The sequence below is a fragment of the Parasphingopyxis sp. genome (genome assembly GCF_028279465.1).
Taxonomy (GTDB): domain Bacteria; phylum Pseudomonadota; class Alphaproteobacteria; order Sphingomonadales; family Sphingomonadaceae; genus Parasphingopyxis.
Map to the genome: position 1 here is coordinate 143,160 of NZ_JANQNS010000018.1, position 14,169 is coordinate 157,328.

The 14,169-nt window shown below is 62.4% G+C and carries 16 protein-coding genes; 10 read left to right on the top strand and 6 right to left on the bottom strand.

The genetic code is table 11. From position 1 onward, the window contains the following. Positions 1 to 62: 62 nt before the first annotated feature. The 5 genes from Q0974_RS14890 to Q0974_RS14910 all read left to right on the top strand — a co-directional run bounded on the left by Q0974_RS14890 (position 63) and on the right by Q0974_RS14910 (position 4,919). Entirely contained in the window at positions 63 to 569 is a 507-nt protein-coding gene (locus Q0974_RS14890) for a DNA-deoxyinosine glycosylase (protein ID WP_299329235.1), read from the top strand. 118 nt (positions 570 to 687) lie between these two features. Beyond that, positions 688 to 1,122 carry a hypothetical protein gene (locus Q0974_RS14895; RefSeq protein WP_299329237.1) on the top strand — a complete coding sequence of 145 codons (435 nt, stop codon included), beginning with the start codon at positions 688 to 690 and terminating at the stop codon, positions 1,120 to 1,122. 124 nt (positions 1,123 to 1,246) lie between these two features. Continuing rightward, positions 1,247 to 2,317: a hypothetical protein gene (locus Q0974_RS14900; protein WP_299329238.1), complete on the top strand. Its 1,071-nt coding sequence runs from the start codon at positions 1,247 to 1,249 to the stop codon at positions 2,315 to 2,317. A 95-nt stretch (positions 2,318 to 2,412) separates the two neighbouring features. Continuing rightward, positions 2,413 to 4,578, top strand: coding sequence for a phosphoribosylformylglycinamidine synthase subunit PurL (gene purL / locus Q0974_RS14905; protein WP_299329240.1), 2,166 nt, complete (start codon positions 2,413 to 2,415; stop codon positions 4,576 to 4,578). Positions 4,579 to 4,589: 11 nt separating this feature from the next. After that, positions 4,590 to 4,919 (top strand): DUF6122 family protein, encoded by a 330-nt coding sequence (locus Q0974_RS14910; protein ID WP_299329242.1) that lies wholly within the window; start codon positions 4,590 to 4,592, stop codon positions 4,917 to 4,919. 6 nt (positions 4,920 to 4,925) lie between these two features. On the opposite strand, the gene Q0974_RS14915 is transcribed toward Q0974_RS14910, so the two are convergent. Next, positions 4,926 to 5,750: a Coq4 family protein gene (locus tag Q0974_RS14915; protein ID WP_299329244.1), complete on the bottom strand. Its 825-nt coding sequence runs from the start codon at positions 5,748 to 5,750 to the stop codon at positions 4,926 to 4,928. Between the two features lie 87 nt (positions 5,751 to 5,837). On the opposite strand from Q0974_RS14915, the gene Q0974_RS14920 reads away from it, so the two are divergent. From Q0974_RS14920 to bfr, 5 genes are all read left to right on the top strand, one after another. Further along, entirely contained in the window at positions 5,838 to 6,512 is a 675-nt protein-coding gene (locus Q0974_RS14920) for a nitroreductase family protein (protein WP_299329247.1), read from the top strand. A 38-nt stretch (positions 6,513 to 6,550) separates the two neighbouring features. Further along, the gene (locus Q0974_RS14925; protein WP_299329249.1) at positions 6,551 to 7,798 is read left to right on the top strand and encodes a DUF418 domain-containing protein; all 1,248 of its coding nucleotides are present in this window, start codon (positions 6,551 to 6,553) and stop codon (positions 7,796 to 7,798) included. 62 nt (positions 7,799 to 7,860) lie between these two features. Then, positions 7,861 to 9,105: a DUF418 domain-containing protein gene (locus Q0974_RS14930; protein ID WP_299329250.1), complete on the top strand. Its 1,245-nt coding sequence runs from the start codon at positions 7,861 to 7,863 to the stop codon at positions 9,103 to 9,105. A 55-nt stretch (positions 9,106 to 9,160) separates the two neighbouring features. After that, positions 9,161 to 9,331 carry a (2Fe-2S)-binding protein gene (locus tag Q0974_RS14935; RefSeq protein ID WP_299329252.1) on the top strand — a complete coding sequence of 57 codons (171 nt, stop codon included), beginning with the start codon at positions 9,161 to 9,163 and terminating at the stop codon, positions 9,329 to 9,331. 97 nt (positions 9,332 to 9,428) lie between these two features. Next, positions 9,429 to 9,911, top strand: coding sequence for a bacterioferritin (gene bfr, locus Q0974_RS14940; protein ID WP_299329253.1), 483 nt, complete (start codon positions 9,429 to 9,431; stop codon positions 9,909 to 9,911). Positions 9,912 to 9,938: 27 nt separating this feature from the next. Here bfr and Q0974_RS14945 read toward each other — a convergent pair whose 3' ends face one another. The 5 genes from Q0974_RS14945 to Q0974_RS14965 all read right to left on the bottom strand — a co-directional run bounded on the left by Q0974_RS14945 (position 9,939) and on the right by Q0974_RS14965 (position 14,144). Further along, complete coding sequence (locus Q0974_RS14945) at positions 9,939 to 10,373, bottom strand: Hpt domain-containing protein (protein WP_299329255.1); 435 nt, start codon at positions 10,371 to 10,373, stop codon at positions 9,939 to 9,941. Positions 10,374 to 10,497: 124 nt separating this feature from the next. Next, complete coding sequence (locus tag Q0974_RS14950) at positions 10,498 to 10,731, bottom strand: sulfurtransferase TusA family protein (protein WP_299329257.1); 234 nt, start codon at positions 10,729 to 10,731, stop codon at positions 10,498 to 10,500. Then, positions 10,721 to 12,082 (bottom strand): ribosome biogenesis GTPase Der, encoded by a 1,362-nt coding sequence (der, locus tag Q0974_RS14955; protein ID WP_299329259.1) that lies wholly within the window; start codon positions 12,080 to 12,082, stop codon positions 10,721 to 10,723. Before der ends, Q0974_RS14950 begins: the two co-directional genes overlap by 11 nt. Before the next feature lie 23 nt (positions 12,083 to 12,105). Beyond that, on the bottom strand, positions 12,106 to 13,422 hold the full coding sequence (locus Q0974_RS14960) for a PQQ-binding-like beta-propeller repeat protein (protein WP_299329261.1): 1,317 nt from the start codon (positions 13,420 to 13,422) through the stop codon (positions 12,106 to 12,108). Beyond that, positions 13,419 to 14,144, bottom strand: coding sequence for a tetratricopeptide repeat protein (locus Q0974_RS14965; RefSeq protein WP_299329263.1), 726 nt, complete (start codon positions 14,142 to 14,144; stop codon positions 13,419 to 13,421). Before Q0974_RS14965 ends, Q0974_RS14960 begins: the two co-directional genes overlap by 4 nt. Between the last annotated feature and the right edge of the window lie 25 nt (positions 14,145 to 14,169).

Below are 14,169 nucleotides of genomic sequence, written 5' to 3' on the forward strand. Positions count from 1 at the left end.
GCTTGGAGGCGGCAAAGCTCGGGCTTGGCGGAATGGGGCCGGCGCGCCTATCGACGGGAGCCGTGACACGCAAATCCTCCTTCGCCCCGATCATCGACGACCGGGTCCGGCTGCTGATCCTCGGCAGCCTGCCCGGCGAGGAATCGCTGCGCCAGGCGCAATATTACGCCCATCCGCAAAACCGCTTCTGGGATCTTGTCGGCGCCGCCTTGGGCGTCGAGCTGCGCGAACGGGACTATACGGATCGGCTCGCCATATTGCTGCACCACAATATCGGCCTGTGGGACGTGATCGCCGATGCGCATCGGTCCGGCAGTCTGGACAGCGCGATCCGCGACGCACGCGAAAACGATCTGCGGGCGCTGGCGACTTCCCTGCCCGCTCTGTCGGCAATAGCTTTCAACGGAAAGAAGTCGGCAAAGACGGGACGCAAACAGCTGGGCGATGCCGGCGACGCTTACCGGCTGATCGACCTGCCCTCGTCGAGCCCGGCCTATGCTGCAATGCCGTTCGAAGAGAAATGCGCGCGCTGGTCGGTGATCGCGCATATTGTCCGGACAACTCGATAATTACGGCCCGAAACGGGCCCGGTACGATGCCGTTCGTCGAACTGGCTCGACCTGTCATCATTTCATTATAAAAATTCGGTTGACGAACCATGCTGCAGCCGCGAAAAGCCGCGCCATCATGAAAAAAGCCATATCCCCACTCGCGGTCGCCCCGCTCGCGGCCCTTATCGCTCTCGCTGGTTGCAGCGAGCCGGAACCCGAAGTCGTCGGCGAAATGTCCGACCCCGAAGCCGAGGAGATCGAAGAACTCACTCCGGAGGAGCTGCCGCCGATGCGCACGCGCGAAGCCAGCTTCCGCTGTGACGACAACAGCGTCGTCTATGTGAGCTTCTACACGAACGACAGCCAGGTTGGCGTCGCCATGGAGCAGGACGCGGTGCAGACCATCCTGCCGAACGAAGCGATGGCTGAACCGGCCGAAGGCGAAGAAGCAGCCGAACCGGCCGCCACGCCCACCTATTCCGGCGAAGGCTATACGCTGGTTGGCGCAAGCGATGCGGCAAGCATCCAGTTCGCCCGCGCCGGCGGCGGTCTGCAGACCTGCGACAGCTAAGCCAAGCAAATCCCATCAATTACGAGGGCCGGTAGCGCAGACGCTGCCGGCTCTTTTTTATCGTGCACCTTGCCTTTTCCCGGATCGGCATCATACGATCCCGGGCGAAACATAGGGGGCAGCTATGGGAAAGACTTTGGGCCGGGCAATCGCGCTGGCCTCGATCATCGCGGTGGGCGGATGCGCTTCTATGCAGACGCCGATGACGGAATTCGCGACCGATTATAATCGGGTGATCGCCGATACCCGAAACGAGATGATCTTGCTCAATATCGTGCGCGCGCGCTATCGCGAGCCGACCCATTATTCGACGCTGAGCCAGGTGAGCGGCAATATCTCGATCCGCAGTGGAGTCAGTGCCGATCTGGGCGGTATCATCGACGATATCGACGCCGATGCCGGGGTCTCGCTCAATATCAGCTCCTCGCCATCCTTTCAGATCGTGCCGCTCAATACGAACCAGTTCGCAGGTGGCATCTTGCGGCCGATCGAACCCAATGTCGTCGCCATCTTTCTCGGCCAGGGCTGGAACCAGCATCAACTCGCCGCGCTGCTGATCGAAAGCGTAACCTGTAACGGTGTCGAATATGCCAACGACCTGCGCAATGAGAGCGATGGTACGGCGGAGTCCGGCCTTCTCTCGCAGAGCGATGTGTTCGGTCTCGGCTTCCAGTCCGGCGCGGCGCGCGAAGCGAACGATGCGCCGATTGCGACGTTCACGCCTGCGCAGGCAAGCGCGGTCAATGCCGTACTCGAAAATCTCGACAGCAATTACCGGGTCACCGTTGGCGAGAATAGCGACGGCGAAGCGCAGTTCGAAATCCGCGAACGCGTCCCGCAGGAACTGCAGGTCACCACCGGTGCCAACGGCGTATGCGGCGGCGCAAGGCTGTCGCCCGATGATTACGAGCTGCGCTCGGTGGAAGGCGTAATCTATTATCTGGGCGAGATCGTGCGCTCGGGGCGCGGCCTGCGGGATGACCGCAATCGTCTGATCTTCGATGTGACGACCGGATCGCCGGGCACCCATTCCATCCATGTCGAGCATCGCGGGCAGGACTGGTATATCGGCGCATCGCCCGAACCGGGCGGCGACCGGTCGATCCAAGTGATCAGCCTGATCAGCCAGCTGATCGCCTTGCAGACGTCAAGCGATGCGCTGGAGCGCTCGCCGTCAACGCTGACGATCAACTGATTTGGGACGGGCGGGGCCGCAAACGGCGCGGTCATGCCCAGCTAAGGGCCGCAACACTCTAGCGGGAATGCGCCGCCACCGCTAAGGCGCTTCGCATGTCCGAAATCACGCCCGAAATCGTCGCGGAGCATGGCCTCAACGAAGAGGAATATGTCCGCATCCTCGCCGCACTCGACCGCGAGCCGAACCTTGTCGAGCTCGGCATTTTCTCGGTCATGTGGTCCGAGCATTGCAGCTACAAATCTTCGCGCCGGCACCTGAAGAAATTGCCCACGGAAGGCCCGCAGGTCATTCAGGGGCCGGGCGAAAATGCCGGCGTCATCGATATCGGCGACGGGCAGGCCGCGATCTTCAAGATGGAGAGCCATAACCACCCCTCATACATCGAGCCCTATCAGGGCGCGGCGACGGGCGTGGGCGGCATACTGCGCGACGTCTTCACCATGGGCGCGCGGCCGGTCGCCAATATGAACGCGCTGCGCTTCGGCCGACCCGATCATCCCAAGACGCGGCATCTGGTGTCGGGAGTCGTCGCGGGGATCGGCGGCTATGGCAATTGCGTCGGCGTGCCGACCGTCGGCGGCGAGGTGAATTTCCACTCGGCCTATGACACCAACATTCTCGTCAACGCGATGACGGTGGGCATCGCCGATACCGACAAGATCTTCTATTCGGCCGCCTCGGGCGTCGGCAATCCGATCGTCTATGTCGGCTCCAAGACGGGACGCGATGGCATCCACGGCGCGACCATGGCCTCCGCCGAGTTCGGCGAAGATAGCGAAGAGAAGCGCCCGACCGTGCAGGTCGGCGATCCGTTCACCGAGAAGCTGTTGATCGAGGCGTGTCTCGAACTGATGGCGTCGGATGCGATCGTCGCGATCCAGGATATGGGCGCCGCCGGGCTAACCTCCTCCTCGGTCGAGATGGCGACCAATGGCGAGGTCGGCATCATACTCGATATGGACAAGGTGCCGTGCCGCGAAGAGGGCATGACGCCCTATGAGATGATGCTGAGCGAGAGCCAAGAGCGGATGCTCATGGTGCTCAAACCCGGCCGCGAGGACATGGCGCGCGCGATCTTCGAGAAATGGGAGCTCGATTTCGCGGTGATCGGCGAGGTCACGGATACGCGGCACATGGTGCTCACGTTCCAGGGCGAAACCGTCTGCGATATTCCGCTCGGCCCCCTCGCCGCCGATGCGCCCAATTACGACCGGCCTCATGTCCCCACACCCACGCCCGAGCCGCTGACCGATATTCCCGAAAGTGACGATATCGGCGCGGACCTGCTGAAACTTATGGCCTGCCCCGACCTCGCCTCGCGCCGCTGGGTCTGGGAACAATATGATCACATGGTGATGGCCGACACTGTCCAGCGCCCGGGCGGCGATGCGGCGGTCGTCCGTGTCCATGGCACCAACAAGGCGCTCGCGATCAGCACCGATTGCACGCCGCGCTATTGCAAGGCCGATCCGGTCGAGGGTGGCAAACAGGCGATCGCCGAATGCTATCGCAATATCACCGCCGTCGGCGCGAAACCGCTGGCGACGACCGACTGCATGAATTTCGGCAATCCGGAAAAACCGGAGATCATGGGGCAGTTCGTCGGGTGCATCGAAGGCATGGCCGAAGCCTGCGCGGCGCTCGATATGCCGATCGTGAGCGGCAACGTCTCGCTCTACAACGAAACCACCGGCGCAGACGGCAAGGCGACGCCGGTACTGCCGACGCCCGCCATCGGCGGTGTCGGCCTGCTTGACGATATCGACAAGATGGCGACGCTCGCATTCAAGGCCGAGGGCGAGCATCTGGCCGTGATCGGCGCCAATTATGCGGAGCTCGGGCAGTCGCTCTGGCTGCGCGAAATCCACGGCCGCGAAGACGGGCCACCACCGCGCGTGGACCTGAAGGACGAAAAGCTTAACGGTGATATCGTCCGCCGCCTGATCCATGAGGGCGCGGTCACCGCCGTGCACGATATCTCCGATGGCGGGCTGCTCGTCGCGGTCGCGGAAATGGCGCTCGCTGGCAATCTCGGCGTCGATCTCGACGCGATGAACACGGAATTCGCGTTTAACGAAACGCAGGCCCGCTATCTGGTGACCTATCCCGCCGATGGGCCGCTCGACCGCGACGCGGTGCCGTTCACGAAGATCGGCACTGTCGACGGCGATGCTGTCCGCGTGAATGGCACGGATATCCCGCTCGCCGATCTCCGCGCGGCCAACGAACGCTTTTTCCCGGAACTGATGGGCCGCTAGAGCGCTCACCCATGCTCGACCTCCTCCAGCCGCTTTTGCATGTCAGCGGCCACGCTATCGCGCCCTTTATCCTGGGCTGGTTGTTCTGGCGCGACAGATGGTGGCGGGCCGGGCTGATCATGGCGGCGACGATAGCAATAGACGCGGATCACCTGCTCGCCGATCCGATCTACGACCCCGATCGCTGCAGCATCGGCTTCCACCCGCTCCATACGATGTGGGCGGGCTTCGCCTATCTGGCGATGCTGGCGATACCGAACTGGAAGATACGGGCCGTGGCCGTCGGCTGCCTGCTGCACCTCGCCACCGATGGCGGCGATTGCATCATGCAAGATCTCTAATTTGCGCTAGGCGGCCTGCGCGGCTTCGGTTCCGTTCTGCGCCGCATTCTTGCCGAGTATATCATAGGGATCGCGTCCCTCTTCGCGCAGAACGCGATGCGCCTCGTGATAATGGGTCGGCGCGCCGATATGGAGCCGCTCACGGGCCGCATCCAGCGGTTCGGCGAGAAGGTCGGTGATCGGCATCTCCCATATGCGCGGGCCGGCCTTGCCATGCCGCTTGGCCTGGTTGATGGCCCGGAAGATCGGCGCCTTGGTGCCTGTCACCTTCTTCATGTTCATGCCGCCCGCATAGGCGATGAATAGATGGGCGAGCGAAGGGTCCTGGCCATAGGTGAAGGCGAGCACACACTGTTCGCCGAGCCCGTCGCGGCCATAGCCGGTCAGGACGTGCAGCAGGTCGTGCGTGTCGCGGTTCCGGTTGCCATACCATTGGACGAGATCGTCATAGCGCCGCTTGCCCATCTTCTTGCCCTCTTCGACAAGCCCTTCGGCGGTCAGCCCTTCGGCCTCCATGAAATCGCAATAGGCATGGGCGACGCTGCCTTCGGGCATGGCGCGCAGCCGCTCATGATCGTCGAGAATGGCGGGCAGATAGCGTTCGCTGGCATAGATGGCGCGTCCCGCTTCGCTCTGACCGAACCGCACGGCATCGTCGCGGAAGGACTGGCGGGGCAGCGCCTCGAAGATCCAGAAAACCTGTTCGGTATCTTCCTTGTCTTTCAGCAGTTCGCGAAAATGATGCAGTGCCTTCATCGGCCGCTTGCGCAGCTTTGGCCGATCGGGATGTACCGGGATCGGCATGTCGATGGTTTCTGGTGCCGTAGCCATGTCGTGAAAATGCGCTTTGCTGACATTTATGTCAATATCCGGCCCGCCCCTATGCGGACCCGAAACGAGCGTCTAAGGCGCGAGGCCATGACAGAGCATGACACCGTCCCCTATTCAGAGCTGCCCGACTATTCCGAGGCCGAGCGGATTGCCCGGGCCGAAGCCTTTTATGCGGCTATCAAGACCCGGCGAACCTGCCGCCAGTTCAGCGATGCGCCGGTGGCGCGCGCAGTGATCGAGCAGGCAATCCTCGCGGCGGGCTCCGCGCCCAATGGCGCAAACCATCAGCCCTGGCACTTCGCCGTCGTCTCTTCGCCGGAAAAGAAGAAGGCAATCCGCGCGGCCGCGGAGGCGGAGGAGAAGACCTTCTACGAGACCAAGGCGAGCGACGAATGGCTCGAAGCGCTCGCCCCGCTCGGCACCGACGAGATAAAGCCCTATCTTGAGATCGCACCCTGGCTGATCGTCATCTTCGGGCAGCGGCGCGGCGGTCCCAATCCGGGGGACGACAAGCAGAACTATTATGTCACGGAATCGGTCGGTATCGCCAGCGGCTTCCTGATCGCCGCGCTTCACGATGCCGGACTCGCCACGCTGACCCATACGCCCAACCCGATGAAGTTTCTCAACGAGGTCTGCGAACGGCCGGCTAATGAAAAGCCGATGATGATCGTCGTCGCTGGAAAACCGGCGGAGGATGCAACCGTCCCCGTCCATGCGCTGAACAAGAAACCGCTCGACGCGATCAGTTCCTGGCTGTAGTATATAACTAATACACATAGGCTCAGTAGGGAGAGACTATGGGCAGCGCAGGTCCGATGGACAGCCGGTTTGTCAGCCTCGATGTCGTGCGCGGCATCGCGGTCATGGGCATATTGCTCATGAACATCGTCGCCTTCGCGATGCCACCGGGAGCCTATTTCACGCCCATCGCCTATGGCGGAGACAGTCCTGCCGATATCGCGGTCTGGGCGACCAATTTCGTTTTCTCCGACGGCAAGATGCGCGGACTCTTCTCGGTGCTGTTCGGCGCGTCCATGCTAATCGTAATCCAAAGCGCCGAGGCGAAGGACGAAAACCCGGCTCTGACCCATTATTCGCGCATGTCCTGGCTGCTCTTCTTCGGCGCGCTGCATGCCTATGCGATCTGGCATGGCGACATCCTGATGCTCTACGCGATCATCGGATCGATCGCCTTCTTCTTCCGCAAGATGGAAACGCACCGGCTGGTCGTATTGGGTCTCATCCTGATCGTCATGCACGCCATCCTGTTCGGATTGCTGACCTGGTCGCTCTGGATGTTGCGCGAGGCCGCTGCAGCGCCGGGCGCCGATGCAGAACTCATTCGGCAATGGACGGAATTCGAGGCGCAGTTCGGCCCGATACCACCCGACAAGCTCGCCGAAGATCTTGCGCGCTATCGCGGCGACTATGTCGGTATCCTGTCCTATCGGTTGGGGCCCGGAATCACCGAACCGATCATGGCGAATTTTACCGCCGCTATCGAGACGCTCGGCCTTATGTTGCTCGGCATGGCAGGGCTGAAAAGCGGCTTCCTGACCGGCCAGTGGGAGCGGGCCGCCTATGTCCGCTGCATAAAGATCGGCTATCTGATTGGCCTGCCGCTGATGATGGCTCTCGCATTCGGTATCATCGCAAGCGGTTTCGACCCGATCACGGCCTTCGCCCTCGACTTTACCGGGCAGGTGCTCGTCAATCCGGCGATCATCCTCGCCCATGCCGCGCTCATCCTCTATTGGGTGAAATCTTCGGCCGGCAGCGCTTTCATGGACCGTGTCGCCGCCGTCGGGCGGGCCGCCTTCACCAACTATCTGGGCACGAGCATCGTCTGCACGACGATCTTCTACGGCTATGGCTTCGGACTCTATGGCGAGCTGAGCCGGCCCGCGCTCTACATTGTCGTGCTCGGCGTCTGGGCGCTGATGCTGCTCTGGTCGAAGCCCTGGCTCGACCGGTTCCGCTACGGCCCGCTCGAATGGCTCTGGCGAACCCTCGCCCGGCGGGAAATACAGCCGATCCGAAAATAGTGCCGTAGCGCTGGACAAATTTGTGATTTGGCGTATTACTACAATAATACGCTAGGGCATATATGGCCACGACTTCTCCGATCGCCGATCGCTACATCACGATGGACGCCCTGCGCGGCTTTGGGGTGATGAGCATATTGCTGATCAATATCGTAGCCTTCGGCATGCCCGACATGGCCGTCGTGAGTCCCGCGGTGTATGGCGGCGAAACGTCCGGCGACGTGGCGGCCTGGCTTGCCGGCTTCATACTTGTCGACGGCAAGCTGCGGGCGCTTTTCACGCTGCTGTTCGGCGCCAGCATGACATTGATTGCGGAACGCGCCGAACGTGATGCGCAATCGCCGGCCGCCATCCATTATTCGCGCATGGCGTGGCTCGCCCTGTTCGGGCTCCTGCACTTCCTGTTTCTCTGGTGGGGCGACATTCTGTTTCTCTATGCGGGCGCCGGATGCATCGTCTTTCTCTGCCGCCGCTGGCAGGCAAAGACGCTGATAAAATGGGGTGTCATTATCTATGCGATCGGCGGTCTTCTTCTGACAATCGGGCTTAGCAGCCTGTTTGTCTTGCAGGCGGAAGCGACCTCGCCGGGTGCCAGCGCCGAGGCGCTCGCAGAATATGACATCGTGCTTACCGATATGGGCATCATCGGCGACGGCGTCGCGCGGGAGATCGCTGTCTATCTGGGTAGCTATAGCGAAATCCTTGCCGACAAGATCGAGAACCGATGGTGGATGCCGCTGCAGAATCTCATTCTTGCGCCGCTCGAGACGATTCCGCTGATGATGATCGGGATGGGGCTCTACAAGAACCGCTTTCTGCTCGGCGAATGGGATGCCGCCCGCTACAGAAAAATTGGCCTTTGGTTCACGGCTATCGGCCTGCCGATCAGCGCGGCGCTGGGCGCCATCGTCTACGCGAAGGGTTTCGACATCGTGTGGGCCTTGAACGTCACCCAAGGCTGGTCCGCCTTACCGCGATTGTTGCTGGCGATCGGCTACACATCGCTGCTCATTCTTGCGATCCGCGCATTTCGCGAAAGCAGGCTGATCGATCGGGTTGCAGCTGCTGGGCGAGCGGCATTTACCAACTATCTTGGTACCAGCATCGTCTGCACGACGATCTTCTACGGATACGGGCTGGCGCTGTTCGGCGAACTCGGCCGGCCCGCGCTCTATCTCGTCGTGCTTGGCGTCTGGGCGCTGATGCTGCTCTGGTCGAAACCCTGGCTTGACCGGTTCCGCTTCGGGCCGCTCGAATGGCTCTGGCGAACCCTCGCCCGCCGCGAAATCCAGCCGATCCGGAAATAACCGGACGTTCATTTTTACTATTGCGAATTAATCTCAATAGGCGTAGCAAACCCCCATGGTTGTTTGCATCTGCAACGCGATTCGCGAAAAAGATCTGCGGGACGCCGCCAAAAAAGGCGCGTCCACCCCATGCTCCGCCTATGCGCAAATGGGCTGCAAGGCGCGCTGTGGTCAATGCGTGTCGTTCGCAAGAGAGATTATTCGTTCCGAAGCTGCAACTGCCTAGCAGAATCATCTGAAACTATTGGAAAACCGGGGTTTTTGGGCTTCTCCAAAGCCTTCTGCATCGCTATATAGCCGGGATCGAAACAAGGAGATCCGGCATGAAGGGTGACGAAAAGGTCATCGAATTCCTCAACGAGGCGCTGAAGAACGAACTCACCGCGGTCAACCAATATTGGCTGCATTACCGGATGCTCGACAATTGGGGCATAAAGAAGCTCGCCGAGTTCGAACGCCATGAATCGATCGACGAAATGAAGCATGCGGACCAGTTGGCCGAACGCATCCTGTTTCTCGACGGCCTGCCCAATTTCCAGCTGCTCGGCCGCCTGCGCGTCGGCGAGAGCGTCGAAGAGATACTGAAGGCCGATCTTGCGCTCGAACATGACGCGATCCCGCTGCTGCGCGATGCGATCGAGCATTGCGAGAAGGTGCGCGACTATGTCAGCCGCGATCTCTTCGCAGCGATCCTCGACAGCGAGGAAGACCATGTCGACACGCTTGAGGAGCAGTTCGATATGATCGAGCGGATGGGGATCGAGAATTACTGCCAGCTTCAGTCGGAACCGGCACAAGAGGGCTGATTTAGGCGCTTTGGCGGGCTGGTAGGCCTAGAGCCGGCCGAACTTCTGATTGGCGACCGCCGGCTCTTCCTCCGCATGGCGGCGCTGAACCAGCGGGTTCGTCGCCTCTTCGAGGCTCGCCATCGTCGCTTCGAATACGGGGCGCAGCTGCGCGGCGTCCGGTACAAGCTCTTCCGGGGTCTGCTGGATTTCGACGAGATGGCGCGCCGTCATCTCGATCTTTTCGGCGATCTCGCTGAGCGGGCGGGCGCCGAACTGCAGCGCTTCGCCCTTCAGCGTATGGGCCGGCACGACGAGCGCCGCGCTTTCACGCTGGCGCATGGCCTGCTCGATCGCCTCGACCGATTTGACGCCGTCTTCGCGGAAATAACGCAGAATGCGCGCGAAATTCGCGCCCAATTGTTCGCGAACCGCGTTGAACTCGGTCCAGTCGACCAGATTGTCCTTTTCGAACGACACCATCTGCGCCCTTCATCACATACCCCGTACAGGCCATACAGAGCGAGCGTAAACAACTGGTTTATCGGGAGGTTTGAACGGCAGCAGACGGCCGATTATGCGGCCAAACGAGCGAAAAACGGGTTTGCTATCGCGAAACGCGCCAGCCGGGGCCGATCCTCGTCTCGATTGCGTCCACCGCCCAGCCCTGTTCGCCGGCCAGCGACGCAATCTCCGCCGGGGCTATGGGGTCGTCCGCGACGATTACCGCGCGATCGGTTTGCCGCATGGCGCGAGCGAGACGTAGCGCCGGCCATGGGCATTTCAGCCCGCGCGCATCGATATCGACCGCGCGGGCATCGGAACCGCCGCTATCGGCCATCGCTGCCGTCCTGATAGGGATTTTTCGGCGCGCGCACGGTCAGCCGCACCGGCACGGCGCCGAAGCCCAACTCGTTGCGGATGCCGTTCAACAGATAACGCTCATAGCTTTTCGGCAAATGATCGACGCGCGTCCCGAACAGCACGAAGCTGGGCGGCCGCGTGCGCGCCTGCGTCATGTAACGCAGCTTGATCCGGCGGCCCTTGGGCGCGGGCGGCGGATTGCGCTCAATCGCATCGCGAAACCAGCGGTTGAGTTCGCCCGTCGGCACGCGCCGTGACCAGGCTTCGCGCGTCGCAAAGGCGGTCTCTATCAGATGATCGATGCCCTTCCCCGTCACCGCCGATATCGAGACGAGCGGTACGCCGCGCACCTGCGCCAGCCCCTCGCCAAGCGCGGTCTCGATACCTTCGAACAGCCCTTTCCTGTCTTCCGCGACATCCCATTTGTTGATCGCGACGATGATCGCGCGGCCCTCGCTAATTACATGATCGGCGATCTTCAGGTCCTGCAGTTCCAGACCCTTTGTCGCATCCAGCAGCAGCACGACGACTTCGGCGAAATCGACCGCTCTCAGCCCATCGGCAACCGACAGTTTCTCAAGCTTGTCCTTCACTCGCGCACGCTTGCGCATACCGGCCGTATCGATAAGCTCGACCGGCCGCCCCTGCCATTCCCAGGGCACGGCGATGGAATCGCGCGTGATGCCCGCCTCGGGCCCGGTAATGAGCCGGTCGTCGTCCAACATCTTGTTGATCAGCGTCGATTTACCGGCATTGGGCCGGCCGACGATCGCCAGTTTGAGCGGTCCGCCCTCCTCCGGTTCGCCGTCCGCCTCGGCGCCAGCCTCGCGCTCGACATAAGGCTGCAGCCGCGCGAACAGATCGGCCATGCCTTCGCCATGCTCAGCGCTCAGCGCCACCGGATCGCCCAGGCCAAGGCCATAGCTTTCGTAAAGCCCTGCCTCGCCCGCATTGCCCTCAGCCTTGTTGCCGACCAGCACTACCGGCGTTTCCGTACCGCGGAGCCAGCGGGCGATTTCCTCGTCGAGCGGCGTCAGGCCCGCGCGCGCATCGAACAGGAACAGCGCCGCATCGGCTTCCGCGATCGCCCGTTCGGTCTGCTGGCGCATGCGCCCGGGCAGGCTTTTCGGGTCTTCGTCTTCATAGCCGGCCGTATCGATGACCCGGAAATCGAGGCCGAACAGATGCGCATCGCCCTCACGCCGGTCCCGGGTAACGCCGGGCCGATCATCGACCAGCGCCAGCTTCTTGCCGACGAGCCGGTTGAACAGGGTCGACTTGCCGACATTGGGGCGGCCGATAATCGCGATGACGGGCAGCCGCTCCATGGCGTATGAGCCTTTCCCGGCGGTTAGCGCCAGGCGCTCAGCTCGCCGTCATTGTCGAGCAGATACAGCGTGTTATTGGCGACGACCGGCGGCAAATCGACGCCCTCGTCGAGCTCTTCGATCCGATTCACCCCGCCGGTTGCCGGATCGATAAAGACCAGATGGCCGCGGCTCGATGCCAGAATGAGCTGACCACCGGCCAGCACGGGCCCGCGCCAGAAAATCGGGCCCTTGCGGTCTTCCTCGTCGCGATAGCGCTGCAACTGGCTGATCCAGCGGATGCGCCCATTGGCCCGCGCGACGGCTACCACCCGCGCATCGTCGGTCACGGCGAACATCCAGTCGCCCGCAATCCACGGGGTCGAAAGGCCGCCCGCATTAAGCTCCCAAAGACGTTCGCCGGTAATCAGCCGCAGCGCGACCATGCGCCCGCCCTGGCCCACCGCATAGACGAAACCGCCATCGATCACCGGGCTGGCGTCAATATCAGACAAGGTCGAGACGGAGGTCGAGATGCTCGTGCGATTGAGCCCGTCCTGCCAGACGATCTGGCCGTTCTCGTAGCGATAGGCGATCAGCTCGCCCGAGGAGAAACCCGCCACCAGCGTGCCCTGCGCCGAAGCGGGCGCGGCGACGCCGAACACGCCGGATACTTCGAGCGTGCCCGATACGCTCCAGCGTGTTTCGCCATTGGCCGGGTCGAGCGCGAAAATCTGATTGTCCTGCGTCAGCACGTAGACATTGTTGTTGGCGATCGTCGGCGAGCCGCGCAGCGGACCGCCGGGCCGCACTTTCCAGATCTGGCTGCCGTCGGCGATATTGAGCGCACCGGCATAGCCAACGCCGTTAGTGACGTAGAGCCGGTCACCCGACACGCTGACACCGCCGCCGAACAGCGCGGAATCGCCGTCGATTTCGGTCCCGAACCGCATCGACCAGACTTCGCCGCCCGTCTGCGCATCGAAGGCGCGGACCGTCGCTTCGGTATCAATCGTATAGACGCGACCGTTGCTCACGACCGGCGCCGCAGCGAGCCGCGCGCGCGAGCCGCCGCCATCGCCGATCGATACCGACCATGCCTGGGTCGGCGTGCTGCTGAGCGCCAGATGGCCGATCGACTTGCTGGCACTGCCGCCGGGCTGGACCCAGCCGGCATTGGGCGCGGGTGCCGGTATCACGACCGGCACCGTCGCGATCTGCGGATCAGCTTGCACGTCATTCTCGGACACGAGGATCGGCGTGCGGTTGCCGATCGTCGGCGTCGCATCGCCATCGCCGCGGAAAAGGCCGCAGCCGCTCAGCGCGAGCGCCGCGCAAATGGGAATTACAATACGCATCATGGGGTCGCTTCCTCCGCTGCAACCGGCGCCGCTAACGGGTCCGTCACAGCCTGTTCCTCTACCATTTCGACCGGCTCGTCCGGCACGGCATCCACGCCCAATACACCGGCCATCTGAACCGCACGTGTCCGAAGCGTCTGCGGCACCATTTCGTCATTCGCGATTTGCGCGAACATCGCACCAGCCTGGTCATTATTGCCCTGCCGCATCATGGCGACGGCCGTCAGTTCGCCGGCGCTGCCGAACCACGGATTGCCGGGCTGGGCGAGGCCCGCCATCCGGTCGATAACCGCCTGCGGCTCCATATCCTCGAACTCGATGGCCGTCTGCCGGATCAGCGCGAGATCGCGAAACTGCTGCGGCAACCCGTCATCGGCGGCGATGGCGCCAAACCGCTCGACCGCGGTCTCCTCATCGCCATTCTGAAGCGCGAGCGCCGCCTGAGTCAGCATCGCTTCGGCACGGATGATCGGCCGGCGCGATTCCGCCAGCGCAGCGAGCGTTTCGTCGACATCGTCGGGCGTGCCTTCGTTCAGATCTTCGAGCAGCTGGGCAAGCTGTTCGGTCTCGGCTTCGGCCGCCGCCGTCTGCTGGTTGGACCAGTAAAGCCAGCCGCCAAAGGCCGCGAGGCCGATGATCACCAGTCCCGCGATCCATTTGCCCCAGCGTTCCCAGAAAAAGACCGCCTGTTCCTTGCGGACTTCCTCGTCCACCTCGCGCATGAATGCGGTGTTATCTTGCGGCGCA